Origin of the sequence: Microbacterium sp. NPDC079356, from assembly GCF_049545465.1 — a bacterium.
GTDB classification, from domain to species: Bacteria; Actinomycetota; Actinomycetes; order Actinomycetales; family Microbacteriaceae; genus Microbacterium; species Microbacterium gawkjiense.
This window is the reverse complement of record NZ_JBMWDN010000002.1, coordinates 111,675-133,995: the sequence shown is the minus strand read 5'-3', so window position 1 is coordinate 133,995 and position 22,321 is coordinate 111,675. Positions and strand designations below refer to the sequence as shown.

The 22,321-nt window shown below is 69.4% G+C and carries 22 protein-coding genes and 1 pseudogene; 13 read left to right on the top strand and 10 right to left on the bottom strand.

The features are described 5' to 3' along the window. Positions 1-44: 44 nt before the first annotated feature. The 4 genes from ACPEH0_RS05460 (at position 45) to ACPEH0_RS05445 (ending at position 3,509) form a co-directional block, all read left to right on the top strand. On the top strand, positions 45-1,085 hold the full coding sequence (locus tag ACPEH0_RS05460; RefSeq protein ID WP_366213871.1) for an NAD(P)H-dependent flavin oxidoreductase: 1,041 nt from the start codon (positions 45-47) through the stop codon (positions 1,083-1,085). A gap of 112 nt (positions 1,086-1,197) precedes the next feature. Continuing rightward, positions 1,198-1,992 carry an amino acid ABC transporter substrate-binding protein gene (locus ACPEH0_RS05455; RefSeq protein WP_064002983.1) on the top strand — a complete coding sequence of 265 codons (795 nt, stop codon included), beginning with the start codon at positions 1,198-1,200 and terminating at the stop codon, positions 1,990-1,992. 76 nt (positions 1,993-2,068) lie between these two features. After that, the gene (locus ACPEH0_RS05450) at positions 2,069-2,737 is read left to right on the top strand and encodes an amino acid ABC transporter permease (protein WP_423719421.1); all 669 of its coding nucleotides are present in this window, start codon (positions 2,069-2,071) and stop codon (positions 2,735-2,737) included. After that, positions 2,724-3,509: an amino acid ABC transporter ATP-binding protein gene (locus ACPEH0_RS05445; protein ID WP_366213873.1), complete on the top strand. Its 786-nt coding sequence runs from the start codon at positions 2,724-2,726 to the stop codon at positions 3,507-3,509. Before ACPEH0_RS05450 ends, ACPEH0_RS05445 begins: the two co-directional genes overlap by 14 nt. Positions 3,510-3,513: 4 nt before the next feature. Here the strand turns inward: ACPEH0_RS05445 and ACPEH0_RS05440 are convergent, their stop codons facing one another. The 6 genes and pseudogenes from ACPEH0_RS05440 to ACPEH0_RS05415 all read right to left on the bottom strand — a co-directional run. After that, positions 3,514-3,792, bottom strand: coding sequence for an acylphosphatase (locus ACPEH0_RS05440; RefSeq protein ID WP_253035406.1), 279 nt, complete (start codon positions 3,790-3,792; stop codon positions 3,514-3,516). Then, on the bottom strand, positions 3,792-4,823 hold the full coding sequence (locus ACPEH0_RS05435; protein ID WP_366213874.1) for an NADP-dependent oxidoreductase: 1,032 nt from the start codon (positions 4,821-4,823) through the stop codon (positions 3,792-3,794). The genes ACPEH0_RS05440 and ACPEH0_RS05435 overlap by 1 nt, the downstream gene beginning before the upstream one ends. Positions 4,824-4,948: 125 nt before the next feature. Further along, positions 4,949-5,425 carry a MarR family winged helix-turn-helix transcriptional regulator gene (locus tag ACPEH0_RS05430; protein ID WP_217530797.1) on the bottom strand — a complete coding sequence of 159 codons (477 nt, stop codon included), beginning with the start codon at positions 5,423-5,425 and terminating at the stop codon, positions 4,949-4,951. A 10-nt stretch (positions 5,426-5,435) separates the two neighbouring features. Further along, complete coding sequence (locus tag ACPEH0_RS05425; RefSeq protein WP_366213875.1) at positions 5,436-7,115, bottom strand: MDR family MFS transporter; 1,680 nt, start codon at positions 7,113-7,115, stop codon at positions 5,436-5,438. A gap of 129 nt (positions 7,116-7,244) precedes the next feature. Next, positions 7,245-7,922, bottom strand: coding sequence for a YqaJ viral recombinase family protein (locus ACPEH0_RS05420; RefSeq protein ID WP_366213876.1), 678 nt, complete (start codon positions 7,920-7,922; stop codon positions 7,245-7,247). 66 nt (positions 7,923-7,988) lie between these two features. Further along, a pseudogene (locus ACPEH0_RS05415) lies at positions 7,989-8,195 on the bottom strand (sugar kinase); the annotation flags it as partial. A gap of 286 nt (positions 8,196-8,481) precedes the next feature. Between ACPEH0_RS05415 and ACPEH0_RS05410 the strand changes: the two are divergent. From ACPEH0_RS05410 to rplL, 3 genes are all read left to right on the top strand, one after another. Then, positions 8,482-9,576: a hypothetical protein gene (locus ACPEH0_RS05410; RefSeq protein ID WP_366213877.1), complete on the top strand. Its 1,095-nt coding sequence runs from the start codon at positions 8,482-8,484 to the stop codon at positions 9,574-9,576. 324 nt (positions 9,577-9,900) lie between these two features. After that, positions 9,901-10,389, top strand: coding sequence for a 50S ribosomal protein L10 (gene rplJ, locus ACPEH0_RS05405; protein ID WP_064002996.1), 489 nt, complete (start codon positions 9,901-9,903; stop codon positions 10,387-10,389). Between the two features lie 50 nt (positions 10,390-10,439). Further along, positions 10,440-10,820: a 50S ribosomal protein L7/L12 gene (gene rplL / locus ACPEH0_RS05400; RefSeq protein WP_018186979.1), complete on the top strand. Its 381-nt coding sequence runs from the start codon at positions 10,440-10,442 to the stop codon at positions 10,818-10,820. Positions 10,821-10,897: 77 nt separating this feature from the next. Here rplL and ACPEH0_RS05395 read toward each other — a convergent pair whose 3' ends face one another. Continuing rightward, a complete protein-coding gene (locus ACPEH0_RS05395) occupies positions 10,898-11,938 on the bottom strand; it encodes a LacI family DNA-binding transcriptional regulator (RefSeq protein WP_366213878.1) in 1,041 nt (346 codons plus the stop codon). A gap of 265 nt (positions 11,939-12,203) precedes the next feature. On the opposite strand from ACPEH0_RS05395, the gene ACPEH0_RS05390 reads away from it, so the two are divergent. The 3 genes from ACPEH0_RS05390 (at position 12,204) to ACPEH0_RS05380 (ending at position 15,957) form a co-directional block, all read left to right on the top strand. Continuing rightward, on the top strand, positions 12,204-13,538 hold the full coding sequence (locus ACPEH0_RS05390) for an ABC transporter substrate-binding protein (protein ID WP_217530807.1): 1,335 nt from the start codon (positions 12,204-12,206) through the stop codon (positions 13,536-13,538). Positions 13,539-13,648: 110 nt separating this feature from the next. Continuing rightward, entirely contained in the window at positions 13,649-14,986 is a 1,338-nt protein-coding gene (locus ACPEH0_RS05385; RefSeq protein ID WP_217530809.1) for a carbohydrate ABC transporter permease, read from the top strand. Further along, complete coding sequence (locus ACPEH0_RS05380; protein ID WP_217530811.1) at positions 14,986-15,957, top strand: carbohydrate ABC transporter permease; 972 nt, start codon at positions 14,986-14,988, stop codon at positions 15,955-15,957. The genes ACPEH0_RS05385 and ACPEH0_RS05380 overlap by 1 nt, the downstream gene beginning before the upstream one ends. 66 nt (positions 15,958-16,023) lie before the next feature. Here the strand turns inward: ACPEH0_RS05380 and ACPEH0_RS05375 are convergent, their stop codons facing one another. Beyond that, positions 16,024-16,710 (bottom strand): DUF305 domain-containing protein, encoded by a 687-nt coding sequence (locus ACPEH0_RS05375; RefSeq protein WP_217530814.1) that lies wholly within the window; start codon positions 16,708-16,710, stop codon positions 16,024-16,026. After that, on the bottom strand, positions 16,707-17,417 hold the full coding sequence (locus tag ACPEH0_RS05370; protein WP_366213879.1) for a DUF3105 domain-containing protein: 711 nt from the start codon (positions 17,415-17,417) through the stop codon (positions 16,707-16,709). Before ACPEH0_RS05370 ends, ACPEH0_RS05375 begins: the two co-directional genes overlap by 4 nt. A gap of 179 nt (positions 17,418-17,596) precedes the next feature. On the opposite strand from ACPEH0_RS05370, the gene ACPEH0_RS05365 reads away from it, so the two are divergent. The 3 genes from ACPEH0_RS05365 to ACPEH0_RS05355 are packed head-to-tail and all read left to right on the top strand — an operon-like array spanning position 17,597 to position 20,780. Further along, positions 17,597-18,250, top strand: coding sequence for a phosphatase PAP2 family protein (locus tag ACPEH0_RS05365; RefSeq protein ID WP_253035417.1), 654 nt, complete (start codon positions 17,597-17,599; stop codon positions 18,248-18,250). A 5-nt stretch (positions 18,251-18,255) separates the two neighbouring features. Continuing rightward, on the top strand, positions 18,256-20,166 hold the full coding sequence (locus ACPEH0_RS05360) for a helicase HerA-like domain-containing protein (RefSeq protein WP_366213880.1): 1,911 nt from the start codon (positions 18,256-18,258) through the stop codon (positions 20,164-20,166). Next, complete coding sequence (locus tag ACPEH0_RS05355) at positions 20,163-20,780, top strand: GNAT family N-acetyltransferase (protein ID WP_366213881.1); 618 nt, start codon at positions 20,163-20,165, stop codon at positions 20,778-20,780. The genes ACPEH0_RS05360 and ACPEH0_RS05355 overlap by 4 nt, the downstream gene beginning before the upstream one ends. Here the strand turns inward: ACPEH0_RS05355 and ACPEH0_RS05350 are convergent. Then, positions 20,775-22,205, bottom strand: coding sequence for an MFS transporter (locus tag ACPEH0_RS05350; protein WP_423719440.1), 1,431 nt, complete (start codon positions 22,203-22,205; stop codon positions 20,775-20,777). The two genes, ACPEH0_RS05355 and ACPEH0_RS05350, sit on opposite strands and share 6 nt — an antisense overlap. Positions 22,206-22,321: the final 116 nt, after the last annotated feature.

Sequence of the window (22,321 nt, the reverse complement as noted above, 5' to 3'; positions counted from 1 at the left end):
GGTGGGGCCCCTTCGTCGTTCCCGGCATTGGTAACGTCGGGATCATGGCCGGTGATCTGCAGACGCTCCTGGGAATCGACGCCCCGATCGTGCTGGGTCCCTTCGGCGGACTCTCCTCGATCGCTCTGACGGCGAGCGTGAGCGACTGCGGCGGCCTCGGATCCTTCGGACTGTACGGCTATTCGGGCGACCGGATCCGTGACACCGCGACGGCGCTGCGCGCCGCGACCGGGCGCCCCTTCGCGCTCAATCTGTGGCTGCCGCTGGGCGACGAGGTCGCGCCCGACGAGGTCGACCTGACCGCCGCGCAGGCGGCCGTCGCGCCGCTGTTCGAGGCGGCCGGTGCGGCCGTCCCGCCGCTGCCCGCCGCGTTCCTCCCTCCCCCGTCGGAGCAGCTCGATGCGGTGTGGGATGCCGCGCCCGCCGTCCTGAGCGTCGTGTTCGGGGTGCCCGCGCCGGAGGTCGTCGCCGAGGCGCATCGTCGCGGCATCCGCGTCATCGGCACCGCGACCTCCGTCGCCGAGGCCGTCGCGCTGGAGGAGGGCGGCGTCGACGCGGTCGTCGCGAGCGGTGCCGAGGCAGCCGGTCACCGGGTGAGCTTCCTGCGACCGGCCGAGGAGTCCCTCGTGGGGACGTTCGCCCTCGTGCCGCAGGTCGTCGACGCCGTCGACGTCCCGATCATTGCCGCGGGCGGCGTGGCCGATCGTCGGGGTGTTGCGGCGGCGTTCGCGCTCGGGGCGGCCGGCGTGCAGGTGGGGAGCGCGTTCCTGCGGACGCGGCAGTCGGCGGCCGCCGAGGCGCACCGAGCCGCACTCGCGGCGGCGGCGGACACCGACACGGTGCTGACCCGGGCGATGAGCGGGCGCCTGGCCCGCGGCATCCCGAATCGAGCGGTGCGGACGATCGAGGACGGCGGGGCGATCGCGCCGTTCCCGGCGCAGAACTGGCTGACCGGCGGATTCCGCTCCGCCGCACCGCACAACGGCGACCTCGTGTCGCTGTGGGCGGGTCAGGCGGCCGCCCTGTCGCGGTCGGACGACGCCGCCGCAGTGTTCGCGGAGCTGGTCCGCGGGCTGCCGCGCTGACACAGTCCGTCACCCGGGGAAGATCTCGGGCCGCTGCGTGTTGTACTGAAGGGTCGCGCCGGCCACCGCTGCTGTGCGACCGCATCCCGACACCCGCTCACCAAGGAGATCCATGTCCCGTCGTACCGCTGCCCTCGGAGCCCTCGCCCTCAGCACCGTCCTGGCGCTGACCGCCTGCTCCACGAGTTCGGGGCAGCCCGGTGCCGGCGGCGAGGACCTCGGTCTCGCCAAGGCGGGCACGCTCACGGTCGCGACCGAGGGCACCTACCGCCCGTTCACGTACCACGACGAGACCGGCAAGCTCGTCGGCTACGACGTCGAGATCATCGAGGCCGTCGCCGAGAAGCTCGACCTGAAGGTGGAGTTCCAGGAGACCCAGTGGGACGGCATCTTCGCCGGTCTCGATGCGGGCCGCGTCGACGTCATCGCCAACCAGGTCTCGATCAACCCCGAGCGCGAGGAGAAGTACCTCTTCAGCGAGCCGTACACCGTGTCGCCGAGCGTCGTCGTGGTCCAGGAGGGCGACGACTCGATCTCGAGCTTCGCCGATCTGAAGGGCAAGAAGACGGCGCAGTCGCTCACAAGCAACTTCTTCCAGCTGGCCGAGGAGGCCGGCGCCGACGTCACCCCGATCGAGGGCTGGGCACAGGCCGTCGAGCTGCTGCGTCAGGGCCGCGTCGACGCGACCGTCAACGACAAGCTCACCTTCCTCGACTACGAGAAGACCAACGGACCCACGGGCCTGAAGATCGCGGCCGAGACCGACCCCGCCCAGAGCGCCGTCGTCGCCGCCAAGGACAAGACGGCGCTGATCGAGAAGATCGACGACGCGCTCGACGAGCTGCGCGAAGATGGAACCCTCGCGAAGATCAGCGAGACCTACTTCGGAGCCGACGTCACCGAGTGATCCCGGCCCCGACGGGCTCGGCGCGACGCTGCGAGGCGTCCGTCGGGCCCGTCGCCCGTTCTGAGAAAGGATGCCGGTGGACGCCGATACGTGGCAACTGGTCCTGAGCTCGTTCTGGCCGATGCTCCTGGCCGGAGTGACGGTCACGATCCCGCTCGCCCTCGTCTCGTTCGTGATCGGTCTCGTGCTGGCGATCGCGGCGGCGCTGATGCGCATCTCGGGCAACCGGGTGCTGTCGGGTCTCGCCCGCGCGTACATCTCCGTCATCCGGGGGACGCCGCTGCTCGTCCAGATCTTCGTCGTCTACTACGGTCTGCCGCAGATCGACATCCGCCTCGAGGCCTGGCCGGCCGCGGTCATCGCGCTGTCGCTCAACGTCGGTGGGTATGCCGCGGAGGTCATCCGCGCCGCGATCCTCTCGGTCCCCAAGGGGCAGTGGGAGGCCGCGTTCACGGTCGGGCTGCCCCGGGCGACGGCGCTCCGGCGCATCATCCTGCCCCAGGCGGCCCGCGTGTCCGTCCCGCCGCTGTCGAACACGTTCATCTCGCTCGTAAAGGACACCTCGCTCGTCGCCCAGATCACGGTCGCCGAGCTGTTCCTCGCGGCGCAGCGCATCGCCGCCTTCAGCTCGGAGTTCCTCGTCGTCTACATCGAGGCCGCCGTCATCTACTGGCTCTTCTGCCTCGTCCTCTCCTTCGGTCAGGACCGCATCGAACGGAGGCTCGATCGCCGTGTCGCACACTGACGCCCCCCTGCTGGCCGTGACCGGACTGCGGAAGTCCTTCGGCGACAACCTCGTCCTCGACGGCGTGGACTTCGCCGTCGGTCGCGGCGAGGTCGTCTGCCTCATCGGTCCGAGCGGGTCCGGCAAGACCACGGTGCTCCGGTGCCTCAACGGCCTGGAAGCCCCCGACGCCGGCGTGGTGACCTTCTCCGACGGCCAGACGCAGGACTTCGCCGCCCCCGCGAAGGGCAAGGAGGCGAGGCAGCAGCGCGCCGCGCTGCGGGACCGCTCCGCGATGGTCTTCCAGCATCACAACCTGTTCCCGCACCTGACGGTCCTCGAGAACGTCATCGAGGGTCCCGTCCACGCACGAGGAGTCGCGCGGGATGCCGCCGTCGCCGACGCCGAGCGGCTGCTGGCGCGCGTCGGACTCGCTGAGAAGCGCGATGCCTATCCGCACGAGCTGTCCGGCGGACAGCAGCAGCGGGTCGGCATCGTACGGGCGCTCGCGCTCGCTCCCGACGTCCTTCTCTTCGACGAGCCGACCAGCGCCCTCGACCCGGAGCTCGTGGGCGAGGTGCTGCTGGTGCTCAAGGAGCTCGCCGACGAGGGCTGGACGATGGTCATCGTTACGCACGAGCTCGGCTTCGCGCGACAGGTCGCCGACGAGGTGGTCTTCTTCGACGGCGGCATGATCGTCGAGCGCGGTCACCCCCGCGACCTCTTCACCGCGCCGACGAACGAGCGCACCCGGCGCTTCCTCGACCGCATCCTGCGACCGCTCGAGGACTGACGCGTCAGGCGTCGCGGCGGATCTCGAAGTCCGCCTCCTCGTCCTGCGGCGTGACCTCGGTCAGCACGACGTCGTCGACGACGCCCCCGCGCGGCCCCTTCGCCGCCCAGTCGACGACCGCCTCGACGGCGGCCGCGTCGCCCTGCACCTCGGCCTCGACCGTGCCGTTCGAGAGGTTGCGCACCCATCCGGTGGCACCGGCCGCACGCGCGGTGTGCTGCATCGCGAACCGGAACCCGACACCCTGGACGATGCCTCGGACGACGAGGCGGATGCGGCGCATCAGGCGTCCGCCACGCTCAGCACGATCTTGCCGCGCGTGTGGCCGCGTTCGAGCTCGCGGTGCGCCTCGGCGGCGTCGGCGAGATCGAACACCCGGTCGATGTAGACCTGCACGGCACCCGAGTCGAGCAGGCGTCCGAGCGTCGCGAGCACGGCACCGTCGGGGATCGTCTTGTAGGAGGTCGCGCGCACGCCGGCCGCCGCGGCGGCATCCGCGTATCCGTCCCAGGCTCCCGTAGGCACCATGACGTACAGACCGCCCGGGCGCAGGACGGTCAGGGACCGCGTACCGGTGTCGCCGTGGACGTTGCCCACGAGGTCGATGACGACGTCCACCTCGCCGACGACCTCCTCGAAGCAGGTCGTCGTGTAGTCGATGGCGACGGATGCCCCGAGCTCGCGCAGCCAACCGAGGTTGCGCTCCGAACTGGTCGCCGTCACGTGGGCACCGAAGTAGGCCGCGAGCTGCACGGCGAAGTGACCGACGCCGCCGGAGCCGGCGTGGATGAGGACGCGCTGGCCCTCGTGCGCGTGAGCGGTCTCGACGACGAGTCCCCAGGCGGTGAGCGCCGCGACCGGCACGCCCGCCGCCTCGACGTGCGACAGCGAGGCGGGCTTGCGCGCCACTGACAGGGTGGGCACGACGAGGTAGTCGGCGTAGCTCCCGCCCGTCCGGGGGAAGGCCGCCATCCCGAACACCGGGTCGCCCGGCTGCAAGGGGTGGGCCTCGAACGGGCTCGCGACGACGACTCCGCTGAAGTCGAAGCCGAGGGGCGTGGGGTCACCGTCGAGGAGACCGTTCAGGCCGCGACCCGCGCGGGTCTTGGCGTCGATCGGATTCACGCCGGCGGCGACGACGCGCACGAGCAGTTCGCTGAGTGCGGGCTTCGGGACGGGCAGGCGGGCGACACGGAGGGCCTCGGCGTCGCCCGGGGCGTCGTAGACCACGCCGCGCATGTCCGGGGGAGGAGCGGTCACCTCGACGGCCTCGCTCGCGGTGGGGGCTGCGGATCGCAGCGGCCGGAATCGCATCGGCTGCTCCTTCTCACCTGCGCTCGACGGCGAGCGCGGGGGTGCTCGGTGGAAGACCAGTCAATCGCGACATTGTCTCGACGGTGTTACGTCGGCGTCACCGGAGCGAGAATCCCGGCGGCGGCCTACGTGGTGGGGCCGCCGTCGGGTCGGGATCCGGCGACGAGGGCGTGCAGCAGTCGGGCGAGGTTCTCGATGTCCTCGACCCGCCAGTCCTCCAGCGCGGCGAGCAGCGCGCCCTCCTGGGGGCCGCGGGCATCCGCGAGGCGGTCGCGGCCGTGCGCGGTGGCGCTCAGCAGGCTCGACCGGCCGTCGTTGGGGTCGGGGGTGCGTTCGATGAGTCCGAGCTCCGTGAGCTCGCGCACGCTCCGGCTGAGTTGGCCCTTGTCGAGCAGGAGCATCTCGGCGAGGGCGGACTGGGTGACCGGCTCGTGACGCACGATCGTCGTGAAGACCTTGTAGGCGCCCGGCAGCATCCCCGGGCTCACACGGTTGGCGTTCTCGGTGATCTTGCGCCGGAAGAGGGTGATCAGGTCGCTGAACTCGCCCTCGAGGGCCCGCACGGCGCGGGTGCGGGCCTCTCGGTCGGTCGCTGCGGACATCGTGTCCATGTTATCGGCGTGCCTCGCTCGCGGCGTCGTCCGCCCGGGCGTCGGGGGCGACCACGGGAACCGTGCCCGTCGCGGTGACGGCGTCCATTCCGGCGGGCACCGACACGGTGGCCAGGTCGGCCTCCGACGCGTGGCGACGCTCGGAGGTCGTCATGGTGCTGAGGCTGCGGTTGGGCAGGAAGATCACGGCCAGGATGCTGATCACACCGAACGGCACCGCGATGAGGAACGCGGACGAGATGCCCTGCGCGTAGATGTCCTCGACGATCACGCGGAGGCTCTCGGGCATGGTGGCGACGCGGGGGAGTGCGCCGGAGGCGAGCTGCTTGGCCCAGGTCGCCCCCTCGGGCCCGAGGGCGGTGAGGGCGGCGACGATCTTCTCCTGCGCTCCGCCGAACAGGTCGGTGACGCGCGTGGCGAGCGCCGCGCCCATGAGCGAGACGCCGACGGTGCCGCCGAGGCTGCGGAAGAAGGTCACACCCGAACTCGCGACGCCGATCTCCGACGGCTTCGCGGTGTTCTGCACCGCCAGGACGAGGTTCTGCATCGTCATGCCGACGCCCGCGCCCAGCAGGAACATGTAGACCGAGACGAGGAAGAAGTCGGTGTCGTAGTGGATGGTCGACAGGAGGGTCGCGCCGGCGGTCAGCAGGATGCTGCCCACGACGAGGTACGGCTTCCAGTGGCCGAAGCGCGTGATGAGCGCACCGACACCGACCGACGACAGCAGGAGCCCCGCGATCATCGGGATCGTCATGAGGCCGGCCTCGGTCGGCGTGGCGCCGCGGGCCATCTGCATGTACTGGCCGAGGAAGACCGACGCACCGAACATCGCGATGCCCGTGGCGATCGAGGCGACGACCGCGAGGGTGAAGGTGCGGTCGCGGAAGAGGGTGAGCGGCACGAGCGGCTCGCTGGTGCGCAGTTCGACGACGACGAACAGCACGGCGGCGACGAGAGCGCCACCGACCATGAGGATGGTCTCGGTGCCCCACCAATCGAAGCTGGAGCCGGCGCTGGTGACCCAGATGAGCAGCAGCGAGACGGCGGTGGACAGCAGCACGATGCCGGGGTAGTCGATCTTCGGACGGCGACTGCTCACGCTCGAGTGAGGCAGGGTGCGCTGCACCATGATGAGCGCGGCGACGGCGATCGGGAGCGACACGAAGAAGTTCCAGCGCCAGCCGAACGCGTCGGTGATGACGCCACCCAGCAGCGGTCCGCCGACGGTCGCGACGGCCATGACGGCGCCGAACAGGCCCATGTAGCGGCCGCGCTCACGCGGGCTGATGATGTCGGCCATGAGCACCTGGCTGAGGGCCGCGAGGCCTCCTGCGCCGAGACCCTGCACGGCGCGGAACGCGATCAGCGTGCCGGGGTCCTGCGCGAACCCGGCGGCGGCGGTCGCGAGGACGAAGATGACGAGCGCGATCTGGTAGAGCGCCTTGCGGTTCACGAGGTCCGCGAGCTTGCCCCAGATAGGCGTCGAGATGGCCGTGGTGAGCAGGGTGGCGGTCACCACCCAGGTGAACGCGCCCTGGTCGCCCTGGAGGTCGTGGATGATCACGGGCAGCGACGTCGAGACGACCGTCGACGCGATCATCGACACGAACATGCCGAGAAGCAGCCCCGAGAGCGGGGCGAGGACCCGGCGCGGCGCGGTGGGGGTCGAGGTGGACATGCAACTCCTGTTAGATGATTCAGGTCAACATTTGATAGACGTCAACTATATTCCGTCATTTGATCCACGTCAACTATCTCCCCGACGCGCGACGGAACACCCCCCGGAGGCGGCCTCATCGCGGGGGGATCAGTCGGCGAGGGCGAGCGCGCGGAAGATGTCGCGTTCGCGCAGCTGCTCGCGGCGGCTGACCGGCGCGGCCGTCTCGCGCACCGGCGGCGTCTTACCGGTCGTGCGGTGGTAGAGCTCGTCGATCAAGGCGGTCGCCAGGCGCACGAGCGACCCGATCTCGGCCTCGTCGCGATCGATCCAGGCGCACCGCGGCTCGTCCCGGAGCGGGACGAAGTCCTGGTGCTCCTCCCACACGACGAGCGTGCGCTCGGCGCCGAGGACGTGCTGCTGCCACCACACCTGACGCAGGTACGTACGGGGGATCGACTTCCACGTCTTGTTGGTCGTCTTGATCTCGGCGAGCGTGACGCGGCCCGAGGCATCCACCATGATTCCGTCGGGGGTGGCGAGGTGCCGCTTCTCGATCTCGGCGTGGAACAGCGCCGACGACGGACGGATGCCGTGGGTCGCCGCGACCCAGGCGGCGATCTCGGGCTCACGCCGTCGGCCGTGGTCGGTGTAGGCGTTGCCGCTGAATCCGGAGCCGTTCAGTTTCGCCTCGGCCGCCCGGGCGATCGCCTTCTCGCTGGTGAGCGCGGCGACGTCCGTGGCCGTGATCCCGCGGGAGCGGGCCCGCATCCACGCGACCCGGTCGCGGGAGTCCGCGACGATCCGGGCGGCGAGTTCGGGAGTCACCCGTCGATCCTAAGTCGACCCTCCCGCACGGGCTGTCCCGACCCGCCGCGCGCGGCCCTCGCCCGATCAGACGGTCTCGACCCCCGCGGCGAGGACGTCCCGGGAGAGCGCATGCTCGACGGCGAGGATGCTGGCGCCCAGGACGCCCGCCTCCGCACCCGTCGCGGACTGCACGATCGACAGGTGCGCCGTCGCGAGCGGCGCGGAACGGGAGTACACGACCTCGCGCACCCCGGCGATCAGGTGCTCGCCCACCCGCGCCATCGATCCGCCTTCTCCTCGCACTGACCCGCGCCGGTGCCGGCGCGCGAGGGCGTGCGCTGCGTCGCCCGCGCGCTGCGCTGCCGCCCGTGCGCTGCCGCCCGGCATCCGCCCTTCTGTCCACATCATGTCGTCTGGTCGACATCACACGTCGTGAGCTGCGCGGAACGTGTGTTCTCGTGCGGACGACATGATGTGAACATCCGTCGCTTCCTCCACTGGACGACGGATTGCGGAGGCTTCCCCGGTTCGGCGCGCGAACCCCTCTGGGCCGGGTCGCCCTGGGGAGGCTCGCTGCATGCCTCGACACATCTCGTTCGCCGAAGCGCGCCGGCTGATTCTCGATCGTGCCGATCTGGAACGCTCCGGGTGGCGGGCGCGTGACATCACGGACGCGGTGAGAGAGGGTCGGATGCTGCGGATCCAACGCAATCGATACGTCCTCGCCGAGCAGTTCGACGACCTATGGCCCGAAGCGCGCCACCTCGTCGAGATCGCCGCCGCCGATGCTGAGCGGAAGGACGGGACGAGCGTGTTCTCCTATCAGTCCGCAGCGGTGCTGTGGGGACTGCCGCTTGCACGGCACGTACCCGATGCGGTTCACGTGAGCTTGCCGGCGGATGGCCGGCTGGTCAGTCGCGCGGCGCTGCGCCGACACGCGGATCGGCTCGAGCCGTCCGAGATCACGAACCCGTTCGATGTGCCCTGCACGACCTTGGCCCGGACGCTCTGGGATGTGTGTCGAGTTCTGCCGCCGTCCAGCGGTGTCGCGGCCGCCGACGCGGCATTGCGCATCGTGGCGTCCACATCCGGCGGCGATCCCGAGGCGGTCGAGCGCTGGCGTCAGAGTGTGCTCGACATCGGCCGGCGAAAGCGCGGTTCACGCGGAGCGGCTCGTGCAGGGACGGTCATCGCCTTCGCGAACGGTCTCGCCGAGAGTACGGGCGAAAGCATCGCGCGCTGGATGCTGGCGGAGATCGGGTTCGCCCGATTCCGGCTCCAAGTCCCGGTGCGCGGGCCCGCCGGCTCGGACTACCGCGTCGACATCGAGCTGGAGGACGAGAACGTTCTCGTCGAGTTCGACGGCGCGGTCAAGTACCGCGACGATGAGCTCCGCGCCGGTCGACACCTGGACGACATCCTGCTCCTGGAGAAGCAGCGTGAGGATTGGATCCGAGGCGTGACACAGAAGCGACTGGTGCGCATCGGGTGGACGGACCTCGACACACCGCAGGTGCTCGCCGCCCGGATGGCTGCCTTCCGGATCTCACCCCGCCCACGAGCGCGGCGAACGCGGCATCCCCTGCCTCCTCCGTCGTGCACATCATGTGCTCTGAACGACTGCACATCTCCTGAACCGTCCGCATCGTGTGCTCTCGTCGGGAGCACATGATGTGGACGACGCGGCGGCGCCTCGCCCGCACCTCTCGGCACGCGGGCGCGCTTTCGCGCGAACGCACGGACCGGATGCCGGGATTTGGCGGGTGCGCGAGCGCGGCGTACACTGGGGGACAAGCCAAAGACCGTCGGTCATCGTGTGCGCCCGCGCACACGATCGAAGCTCTGCATCGCAGGGGCCCGCGCAGGTGTACGACAGACTTCCGGGAAACCGGGCCGAAGCTCCGTGCGCATGCGCCGGAGCTTTTCTCATGCAGCCCGACCGTCGAGGTCGACGTCCCGCCACCGCGGGGCGTCTCGTACACATCAAGGAGTGACCATGGCGCAGAAGGATGCATCGGTCGCCGAGCTCACGAAGAACTTCGAGGACTCGAACGCCGTCTTGCTGACCGAGTACCGCGGTCTGACGGTTGCCCAGCTCAAGCAGCTGCGCAACGCGATCCGTCAGGACGCGCAGTACGCCGTGGTGAAGAACACGCTGACCAAGATCGCCGCGAACAACGCGGGGATCACGGCGCTGGACGAGGACCTCAAGGGTCCCTCGGCCGTCGCTTTCGTGCACGGCGACTTCGTCGCCACTGCCAAGGCTCTGCGTGACTTCGCCAAGGCCAACCCGCTTCTCGTGATCAAGGGCGGCATCTTCGAGGGCAACGCGCTCTCGGCCGACGAGGTCAACAAGTACGCCTCGCTCGAGAGCCGCGAGGTTCTGCTGGCGAAGGCTGCGGGCATGATGAAGGCGACGATGGGCAAGGCTGCCGCCACCATCGACGCGCTTCGCGAAAAGCTGGAGACCGCTGACGCCGCGTAAGCGACGAGCGAGCTCTTTTACACACACCCCATCTATCTAGGAGATACATCATGGCGAAGCTTTCCACCGAGGAGCTGCTCGAGCAGTTCGCCGGCCTCACCCTCGTCGAGCTCAGCGAGTTCGTGAAGGCGTTCGAGGAGAAGTTCGACGTCACCGCTGCTGCCCCCGTCGCCGTTGCCGGTGCCGGTGGTGGCGCTGCTGCTGAAGAGGTTGAGGAGAAGGACTCCTTCGACGTCATCCTCGAGGCTGCCGGCGACAAGAAGATCCAGGTCATCAAGGTCGTCCGCGAGCTCACCTCGCTCGGCCTCGGCGAGGCCAAGGCCGTCGTCGACGGTGCTCCCAAGGCCGTGCTCGAGGGCGCGAACAAGGAAGCCGCCGACAAGGCGAAGGAGGCCCTCGAGGCCGCCGGCGCGACGGTGTCCGTCAAGTAAGGTTCCGCACCTTTCCGAAGGCCTCGGATGCTTCGGCATCCGGGGCCTTCGGCCGTTTCCGGGGTGGATGCCGGGGGTCAGGACCAGGCCGCGTCGCGGACGGCGGCGCTCGATGACCCGGTCGGTGTGGACGTCGAGTTCCGCACCACCAGCCGGGGTCGGATGATGACGCTGGTCGGTTCGGCCGTCGGATCCTCGATGTGCCGCATGAGCAGTTCCACGGCCGTCGCGCCCTGCTCGCGCGGGATCTGCCGCAGCGTCGTCAGGGCGAACATCTCCGCGTTCTCATGGTCGTCGATGCCGATGACGCTGAGATCGGAGGGGACCAGGATGCCGAGGCGCCGCGCCGCGATGATGGCGCCGATCGCGACCTCGTCGCACGCCGCCACCAGTCCCGTGGGTCGCTGCGAGGGGTCGCTGAGCAGATCGACCGCGGCGGCGTAGCCGGCGGACATCGTGAGCTCCGCGGGCGTGCGGCTGATGTGGTCGCCGAGCCTCGACTCGCGCATCTCGCGTTCGTAACCCTCGTAGCGCGCGGACTCGACGTGGGGCCACAATGTCGCCGCCGTGCCGCCGAGGAACGCGATGCGGCGGTGTCCCAGCGAGACGAGGTGCGCAGTCGCCAGGGCGGCCGCGTGCGCGTCGTCGAGGGTCACGACGCTCGTCGTGCGCTCGGTGCCGATGATGCTGACGACGGGGCGGCTGAGGGACAGCAGGGTCTCGAGCTCGCTTTCGGCGGGCTCCAGCCCGACCGCGATGAGCCCGTCGAATCTCTTGCGGGTGAGGAACTCGTCGAACACGCGACGGCGGGTTTCGCTGCCCGGATCGGCGTCGTACAGGGTGAGGTCCAGTCCGCGTTCCAGGAGCGCCTGCTGGATGCCCTCGAGGACTTCGGCGAAGAACCATCGGTTGACGTGCGGCATCACGACGCCGACGTTGCGGGTGCGCCCCGTCGCGAGGCTGACGGCGCTCGTCGACGGTGTGTATCCGAGCCGGCGCGCGGCCTCGTGCACACGTCGTCGGGCATCGGCCGACACCTGCGTGCTGCCGGTCAGCGCGCGACTGGCGGTCGCCTTCGATACGCCGGCCTCACGTGCGACGTCGGCGATGGTGCTCATCGGTCCTCCTCGACCCCGTCCGACCGTCCCCTCGGTCGAGGACTCAGCGTAGTGCCTGGAACGGCACTCCGGAACCGGTTCCGTGGGCCGGCCGTGAGAGCGGTCTCACGGCTCGAGGGCCCAGGCACTCTAATGGATGCAGAACCTTGATATTTCGCTGTTGTGTCGAAGCGCTACCGCCAAGTAGGTTGTCTTGGAATCGGTTCCCCAAGGATGCGGCCAAGGCTCCTCTGGGCGGACGATGATCCCGAAAGAGGAGAAGTACATGGCATTGTCACAGCGATACCGTCTTCTTGCCCCGGTCGCCCTCCTGGGCGCGGCAGCACTGGTGCTCGCCGGGTGTGCAGAAGGTGGCACCGAGGGCGAAGGCGGCACGGGCGGCGAGGCGAAGAAGACCGTCCGCATCGCCGGAGGCATCACCGGCGGTGAGGCCGACGCCCTCAACAAGTCGTTCGAGAAGTTCACCGCCGACACCGGCATCACGGTCGAGTACACCGGCGACAAGTCGTTCGAAGGAAACATCGTCACGAAGGTCACCGGTGGTGACGCCCCGGACATCGCGATCGTCCCGCAGCCCGGTCTGCTGAAGACGCTCGTCGACACCGGCAAGGTGCTGCCCGCCTCCGACGCGGTCGAGAGTGCCGTCGACGAGAACTGGTCGCCCGACTGGAAGAACTACGGCACGTTCGACGACGAGTTCTACGCCGCCCCCATGCTCGCGAACCTGAAGGGGTACGTCTGGTACTCCCCGAAGCAGTTCGCCGAGTGGGGCGTCGAGATCCCCAAGACGTGGGACGAGATGATCGCCCTCACCGACAAGATCGTCGAGACCACCGGCGGCCCCGCGTGGTGCGCCGGATTCGCCTCCGACGCCGCGTCGGGATGGCCGGGCACCGACTGGATCGAGGACCTCGTCCTGCGCCAGTCCGGCCCCGACGTCTACGACCAGTGGGTGGCCGGTGACGTGAAGTTCACCGACCCGCAGATCAAGGAAGCGTTCGACGCGGTCGGCGACATCCTGCTCAACCCGGACTACGTCAACGCCGGCTACGGCGACGTCAAGAGCATCAACTCGACGGCGTTCGGCGACGTGGCTGCGGCCGTCGCGAGCGGCGACTGCGCGCTCACGCACCAGGCGTCGTTCCTCTCGGCGAACTTCCTCGACGTGCAGACCGCCGACGGCGAGACCCCCGAGGTCGCCCCCGACGGTGACGTCTACGCGTTCATCATGCCGGGCTACACCGAGGGCGAGCTCCAGGTCGAGGGTGGCGGCGAGTTCGTCGCCGGCTTCTCGGACGACGAGTCCACTCAGAAGGTGCTGGAGTTCATGGCCTCGCCGGAGTTCGCCGACGCTCGTGTCGAGCTCGGCGGTGTGATCTCCGCGAACAAGAACGCCGACCCCAGCCTCGCCTCCAGCGAGTTCCTCAAGGAAGCGATGACGACGCTCCAGGACGAGTCGACGGTCTTCCGTTTCGACGCCTCCGACCTGATGCCCTCCACGGTGGGCTCGGGCTCGTTCTGGAAGGGCATGGTCGACTGGATCGACGGCAAGGACACCGACACGGTGCTCTCGGACATCCAGGCCGGTTACGAGAACTGATCGTCGCCTGACGATCGGCTGAGCCGAGCGGGGTCGGGCTGCACCAGCCCGACCCCGCTTCTCCCATCCGCACCGCCCGAGTACGTCGTCCTACTCAGAAGGGGACACCCATGTCGCAGACCACCGTCGACAGGCCGGTCGACACCGAACCCGCCGTGACCACTCACGCGCAGGACCCCAAGGGACGATCGATCACCCGAATCGTCGTCGCCGCCGGCTTCGCCCTGATCGTCCTGCTCTTCTTCCTGCTGGCCTTCACGGCCTCCAGCGAGGAGTCGGCACGCATCACCATCGGGTTCTCGCTCAACAGCTTCTTCCTCTGGCTCGGCGGTCTGAACCCGCTGATCCAGATCCCCGTCATCCTGGTGGTGTTCGGGATCGTGGTCGGCATCATCCTCGTGCTGATCGAGTTCGCCCCGCGGCCCGGCCGCGGCTACTTCATCATGCGGTTGGCGGCCTGCCTGCTGATCCCGCTGCTGGCCTTCCTCCTGCTGCGTCCCTACGCGAACGCGGTGGTGTACGTCGTCGCGATCGCCCTGCTGGTCGGTGGACTGCTCTTCTTCGCGGACTTCCGTTCCCGTCAGGGCGCCGGCTACCTGTTCCAGCTGATCCTCTTCATGGCGCCGGCCAGCATCATGCTGATCCTCGGCCTGATCTACCCGGCGATCTCGACGATCTTCAAGTCGTTCTTCGACAAGTCGGGCGAGCAGTTCGTCGGCATGGAGAACTACATCTGGGTGTTCACGAACCCGACCGGTACGGCGTCGGTGGTCAACACGCTGCTGTGGGCGCTTCTGGCACCGACGATCTCGGTCGTGATCGGTCTCGCCTACGCCGTCTTCATCGATCGCGCCCGCGGCGAGAAGATCCTGAAGGTGCTCGTGTTCATGCCCGTCGCGATCTCGTTCGTCGGCGCCGGCATCATCTGGAAGTTCATGTACGACGCCCGCCAGGGCGACCAGGTCGGTCTGCTGAACGCCATCGTCACCGCCTTCGGGGGCGACCCGGTGCAGTGGCTGGCGATCAAGCCGGTCATCAACACGCTCATGCTCCTCGTCGTCTTCGTCTGGACGCAGACCGGTTTCGCGATGGTGATCCTGTCGGCGGCCATCAAGGCGGTCCCCGTCGAGCAGATGGAGGCGGCACAACTGGACGGCACCAACGCGTGGCAGCGGTTCCGCAACGTCACGGTCCCCGGCATCCGCTCGTCGCTGATCGTCGTGCTCACGACCATCACGATCGCCTCGCTGAAGGTGTACGACATCGTCGCCGTCATGACCGGCGGTCGCGACGAGACGACCGTCCTCGGCTTCGAGATGGTCAACCAGCAGCAGCGGTTCCAGAGCTACGGTCACTCGTCCGCTCTGGCCGTCGTCCTGTTCCTGTTCGTCCTGCCGCTGATCATCTACAACGCCCGATCGATGGCCAAGCAGAGGGAGATCCGCTGATGACCGTCGCAGCACCCACCACACCGGTCGACAACCGCACGGCCCGCCAGGTCGCGCGCGACACCCGCAAGAACGAGGCGATCGCCCACAAGAAGCTGACGTCGAAGGGCGCGACGATCGCGGCCGTCATCATCGCCATCTTCTGGACGATCCCGACGTTCGGCCTCTTCGTCACCTCGTTCCGACCCGGCGCCGACACGCAGTCGACCGGGTGGTGGACGGTGTTCACGAACCCCGACTTCACCCTCGACAACTACTTCGAGGCGCTGAACTCGGGCGGTACGTCGACGACACTCGCCTCGGCGTTCGTGAACTCGCTCGCGATCACCATCCCCGCGACGGTCTTCCCGATCGTCATGGCGGCGCTGGCGGCCTACGCGTTCGCGTGGATCGACTTCAAGGGGCGCAGCGCGCTGTTCGTCTTCGTGTTCGCCCTGCAGATCGTGCCGCTGCAGATGGCCCTCGTGCCGCTGCTATCCCTCTTCTCGGAGGGGCTCACCATCAACGAGGTGCCGATCTTCCCGGGCTTCGGTCTGAACGACGTGCAGTACAGCTTCGCGCGCGTCTGGATCGCGCACGCCATTTTCGCGCTGCCGCTGGCGACGTTCATGCTGCACAACTTCATCGCGGAGATCCCGGGTGAGGTCATCGAGGCGGCGCGGGTGGACGGCGCCGGCCACGGTCAGGTCTTCTTCCGGATCATCCTGCCGCTGGCCGCTCCGGCGATCGCGTCGTTCGCGATCTTCCAGTTCCTGTGGGTGTGGAACGACCTGCTGGTCGCGACGATCTTCGCCTCGCCGGGCGCCCTGCCGATCACGCAGGCGCTGAACTCGCTGTCGGGAACCTGGGGCAACCGCTGGTTCCTGCAGTCGGCGGGCACGTTCATCTCGATCATCGTCCCGCTCATCGTGTTCTTCGCGCTGCAGCGCTTCTTCGTCCGCGGCCTGCTCGCGGGTGCGACGAAGGGCTGAGCCCGGAACGACGAGAGAGGGGGATGCCGGTGGCCACCGGCATCCCCCTCTTCGTTCGTCTGCGGGTCAACCGCTGCAGCCGAGGCGCTGCTGCATCGAGGTCATCGCCTGGATCTCGAAGGACTGACCCTTGATCATGGTCTGAGCGACCGTCCGGACCCGCTCGTCGGAGGCGAGGTCGACGGCGGCCTCGGCCATCGGGATCGCGCCCTCGTGGTGGCGGATCATCAGGGTGAGGAACGAGCAGTCCGCCTGCTGACCGGTGGCCGCCTTGAGAGCTGCCAGCTCGGCGTCCGAGGCCATGCCCATCTGCTCGCGCATCTCTTCGTCCGAGAGGGGCTCGCCGTCGGTGCCGCCGTGCGCATGCCCGGAATCGGATGCCGCCATCCACGCCATCGGCTGGTCGTCGTACTGCGGCAGCCCCCAGCGGACCAGCCAGTCCAGCATCTCGCCGCGCTGCGACGACTGCCCGGTCGCGATGTCGTACGCGAGGGCGCGGAGCTCGTCGTCGTCGGTCTCGGCGTAGATGGTCATCGCCATGTCGACCGCCTGCGCGTGGTGCATCTGCATGTCGCGGGCGAAGCCGGCGTCGGCGGAGCCTTCACCCGGGGTGGAGCCGGCGATGCCGAACGTCGAGAAGCGGCCGATCGCGAACGCCACCGCGGCGATGGCGAGGCCCACGAGCAGCACGACCCACCACGGGGGCAGGGTGCGCTCGGTGCCCGGCTCGTCGCCGACGGTGCCGTCGGTCACTGCTTGCCGGGCGCGTCCAGAGCGCCGGTGCACGCGGCGCCCGGCTCGGGACCGTTCACGTTGCGCCAGTAGGCCTTGATGAACTCGCCGATGCGCTCATCGTCGGGGGAGTCGACCTTCAGCTGCGCGTTCCACGCGCTGACGGCGATGGGAGTGTCCATGTCCTCGTAGGGCGAGAGCACGGTGTGGTCCGAGGGCAGCTGCGCGTCGAGGGCGTCGATGCCGGCCTGGTCGACCTGCGCCGGGTCGTACGTGATCCAGATGGCGCCGTGCTCGAGGGTGTGGACGGCGTTCTCGTTCGGGACGGGCTGGTCGTAGACACCGCAGTTCAGCCACACCGCGTTGTGGTCGCCGCCGGCGGGAGGGGTCTGCTCGTAGTCGACGACACCCTCGACGTGGTTCGCGGTGTGCTCGAAGGTCTGCACCCCCGCGATGCCCGAGCCGTCGCCGTCGCCGCGGGCGACGGTCACGGGGCGCGGGGTGAGAACGACGGAGGCCACGACGAGGCCGACGATAAGCACGGCGGCGGTGACGCCGACGATCCACCAGGTGGTCTTCGTGCGGCGGCGCTTGGCGAGCTGGCGCTGGTACTCGGCGAGCTTCTGCTGCTTCTGCTGCTCGCGCTGCTGCTTCACGGTGAGGTTCAGCTGCGCCTGCGTGGCAGGGTTGCCGCTCGTGCGCTTACCGGTGGGATCGTTCGGGGTCATGGGAGTGGCCTCGTCGGTCGGGGTGGGGAGGGCGCAGGTGCGCCGCTTCGATTTTATTCGCCGGCATCTGCACGGGCCCTGGGCGGTGAGCGTTTCATAGGGTCTCGTGACGTGGGAGGCATCCCGCGCGGCTGCGCAAGGGGTGCCTGACGGCGCCCCGCGTCGAGCAGGATGGGACGATGACAGTGCCCACGCACGAACACGAGATCGGTATCGGCCTGCGGCTGGCGGTGATCGGCGCAGTGCTCCTCGTCGCGGCCGTCGCCACCGGGATCGCCGTCGAGTCGACCGACTCCGAACTCATCGACCTCGATTCCTGGTGGAACGCCTACGTCGCGACGTTCCTCCCCGGCATCCGACCCGTGTCGCTGCTCATGAACGTCCTGGGCGCGGGGGTCATCGGGACCTACGTCGTGCCCCTCGTCGGCGCGGGGTTGCTGCTGCTGGCCCGGCGGCCGTGGGGTGCGGTCTTCTTCCTCGCCGCGTCGATCGTGGGCGCGCTCGTCGTGCAGCTGCTCAAAGGGATCTTCGGCCGCGTGCGGCCGGAGGAGATGCTCGTCATCTCCGACCACGGGTCGTTCCCGTCCGGCCACACGGCGAACGCCGCGGTGATCGCCACCGTCGCGGTCATTCTCTTCCCGCGCGTCTGGGTGCTCGTCGTCGGGGTCGCGTGGACCCTGCTCATGGCGTTCAGTCGCACGCAGGTCCATGCGCACTGGTTGACCGACACCCTGGGCGGGACCGTGCTCGGTGTCGCCACGACGCTGCTGGTCGCGGCGGCGCTGACGATCCCCGTCGTCCGGGAACGCGAGCGCCGGTTCTCGCTAGGCTGAGCGGCATGAGCGCCGAGGAAGCCGCTGCCGAACTCGCCCGTCTCGAAGCCGAGGCCGCCGCCGCAGAGGCGGAGCTGAAGCTCGCGAAGGCGCAGGCCGCCCTGGCCGCCGCACGTGCGGCGGCCGCACGGACACAGACGGATGCCGCGCCTCCGACCGCGGCCGGCCCGGACGGCGATCCCGCCCCGGCCGCCGACCCTCCGCCGCCCGCCGCGCCCGCTCCTGCCGACGCACCCACTCCGGCCGACGCACCCACTCCGGCCGACGCGCCCGCTCCCGACGCGCCCACCGGCCCGCTCGACGCGGAGGAGGTCGCGCGGATCGTCACGGGGTACACGTTCGAAGAGGAGACGCTCGACCTCGGCGCGCTCGTCAACGGCGACGCGGTCCGCGAAGCGCAGATCCGAATCCCGATCGCGATGACCAACAGACACGGGCTGGTCGCCGGGGCCACCGGCACGGGCAAGACCCGCACCCTGCAGGGGCTCGCCGAGCAGCTCGCGGCCAAGGGCGTGCCGGTCTTCGCGGCCGACATCAAGGGGGACCTCACGGGGGTCGCCACGGCCGGCGAATCGAGCCCGAAGCTCCTGGCCCGCACCGAGGCGATCGGCCAGGCGTGGGAACCGGCGGCATCCGTCACGGAGTACTTCGCGCTCGGCGGCATTGGTACCGGCGTCCCGGTCAGGGCCACCGTCACCGGGTTCGGTCCGCTGCTGCTGAGCCGCGTGCTCGGTCTCAACGAGACGCAGGAGTCGAGCCTCGGCCTCGTCTTCCACTACGCCGACGCGCACGGGCTGCCGCTCGTCGACCTGGCGGACCTGCGCGCCGTCCTCACCCACCTGACCAGCGACGCCGGCAAGCCCGAGCTGAAGGACCTCGGCGGGCTGTCCTCCGCCACGGCCGGTGTCATCCTGCGTGAGCTCATCACCTTCGCCGACGGCGGCGCCGACGTGTTCTTCGGCGAGCCGGAGTTCGACGTCCGCGACTTCCTGCGCACCACCCCCGACGGACGCGGGATCATCTCGCTCCTCGAGGTGCCCGGCATCGCCGACAAGCCCGAACTGTTCTCGACGTTCCTCATGTACCTGCTCGCGGAGCTGTTCGAGATCCTCCCCGAGGTGGGGGATGCCGCCAAGCCCAAGCTCGTGTTCTTCTTCGACGAGGCGCACCTGCTGTTCCGCGACGCGTCGAAGGCGTTCACCGCGGCGATCGTGCAGACCGTGCGCCTCATCCGCTCGAAGGGGGTCGGAGTCTTCTTCGTGACGCAGACCCCGAAGGACGTGCCGGGCGACGTCCTCGGCCAGCTCGGCTCGCGCATCCAGCATGCGCTCCGCGCCTTCACGCCCGACGACGCGAAGGCCCTGCGCGCGACGGTGGGCACGTACCCGACCTCGGGCTACGACCTCGAACGCGTGCTGCAGGAGCTCGGCATCGGCGAGGCGATCGTGACCGTCATGAACGAGAAGGGCGCGCCCACGCCCGTCGCCTGGACGCGGTTGCGTGCGCCGCAGGGGCTCATGTCCCCGACCCCGGCGGCCGCCGTGCAGGCCGCCGTCGCGGCGTCGCCGCTGCTCGCGACCTACGGCACCCCGGTCGACCGGGAGTCGGCGCGCGAGATCCTCGCCGCGAAGATGGCGGCGGCGGACGCCGAGGCGGATGCCGCCAAGGCCGCCGCCGACAAGGCGAAGGCCGACGCGGAGTACGCGAAGCAGAAGGCCGCGATGGACAAGGCGCAGAAGAAGGCCGAAGCCGACGCGCAGCGGGAGTACGACCGGATCCTCCGCAGCACCGGCGGCCGCACCCGGACCTCGCGTCGCGCCGAGTCCTCGCCGCTCGAGCAGATCCTCGGATCGAAGGCGACGCAGTCGATCATCGGCAGCGTCATCCGCGGCGTGTTCGGGAACGGTCGGCGGTGAGTGCGGCATCCCGCATCCGTCCGTTCCGTCCCGGGGACGAACCCGCCCTCGCCGAGATCTGCCTGCGGACCGCCGACGGCGGCGGCGACGCGACCGGGATCTTCGAGGACGACGCGATCTGGGCCCACATCTGGGTCCTGCCCTACGTCGAACGCCACCCCGACTTGGCTTTCCTCGTCGAGGACGAGGACGAGGACGAGGACGGCACCGTCACGGGATACGTCGTCGCGACGCCCGACACCGACGCGTTCGAGCGGTGGTTCCACGACGAGTGGTGGCCGCGCCACGCGCACCGCTGGCCGAAGCCCGAGCGCGAGATCACGCGTCAGGACGCCACCCTGCTCTACGCCTACAGCCGCGGGGAGAAGACCGAGCGGTACGCCGAGGAGTTCCCCGCGCACCTGCACATCGACCTGCTGCCGCAGGCTCAGGGCAAGGGCGCGGGGCGCCGCCTCATCGAGACGCTCTTCCACGCGCTCCGCGAGCGAAGCGTCCCCGGACTGCACCTCGTGGCGTCGGCGGGGAACACCGACGCGATGGCGTTCTACACCCGCCTCGGGCTCGCTCCACTGCCCTCGTCGCCGGGGTCCCGCGCCTACGGCGTCAAGCTATGAGCGGTGCACCGGGATCGGCATCGTCGACGTGTCGATGAGCGGGTCGTCGTCCTGACGCTCCACGACCTCGACCGCCTCCGCGCGCGTCTCGACGGTCGGCACCGAGCCGAGCAGCGGTCGCTTCGCGGTCTCCTTCATCGACAGCAGCGCGATCCCGCCCAGCAGCGCGAAGATCATGATGTAGAACGCGGGCATGTAGGTGTTGCCGGTGGCGTCGATGAGGGCCTGACTGAACAGCGGAGTCGTGCCGCCGAAGAGCGAGACCGAGACGTTGTAGGCGATCGCCATCGCGCCGAACCGCGACGCGGTCGGGAACAGGGCCGGCAGTGTGGACGCCGACACGGCGACGTAGAAGGCGACGGGGATCGCCACCATCCCGAGGGCGACGAAGACCGCCCACTCCTGCCCGATCTGCATGATCGCGAACGCCGGGATCATGAGCACGATCGTCGAGCCGGCGGCGATCATGTAGACCGGCCGCCGGCCGATCCGGTCGCTCAGCATCCCGATGAACGGCAGACAGGCCGACATCACGAGCAGCACCGGCACGGTCGCCACGGCCGCGCCGAGGTTCGAGATCCCGACCTCGGTCTCGAGGTAGGTCGGCATGTAGCTTGTGAGGGCGTAGCCGGCGGTGTTCGTCGCCGCGACGATCGCGATGCCGATGAGCACCTCGCGCCAGTGGTGACGGAGGATGCCGCCGATCCCGTGGCGTGCGAGGGGGTCGTCGCGGTCCGGCTCGTTCTCGGTCTCGGCGGCGTTCTCGTAGGCGGGGGTCTCGGGGATCTTGAGGCGGAACCAGATGGCGACGATGCCGAGGGGGATCGCGACGAGGAACGGGATCCGCCACCCGAAGTCGGTCATCGCGGTCTCGCCCCACACCGACTCGGTGATGACGGTGGTGAGGGCGACGACCGAGGCGCCGGCGGCGAAGCCGACATAGGAGCCCAGGTCGAGCCACGACGACCAGAAGCCGCGTCGCTTGTCGGGGGAGAACTCCGCGACGTACGTGGTGGCGCCGGCGTACTCGCCGCCGGTGGAGAACCCCTGCACCATCTTGAGCAGGTACAGCGGCACGATCGCCCAGAGCCCGATCTGCGCGCTCGTGGGCAGGACGCCGATCAGGGCGGTCGCGACGGCCATCATCGCCATCGTGAAGAAGAGGACCTTCTGCCGACCGATGCGATCGCCGAGCGGGCCGAGGACGAGGCCGCCGATGGGGCGCACGAGGAATGAGATCGCGAACCCGAGGAGGGTGACGAGCAGGTTCCACGGCTCGGGCAGATCGTCCGCGAAGACGACGGAGATCGTGACGGCGAGGTAGCCGTATATGCCGAAGTCGAACCACTCCATGAAGTTGCCGACGACCGTGCCGCTGATCGCGGTGCGGACGCGCTTCGTGTCGACGACCACCACATCGTCCACGTCGAGGCGTGGCGGGGGCGTCGGGCGGGTGATCGGATCGGAGGACGGGGGTATCGGCTGACGGGATGACCTGGCCATCTCTCCACGGTACGCGCGTGGTCCGCGGCCCGCATCCG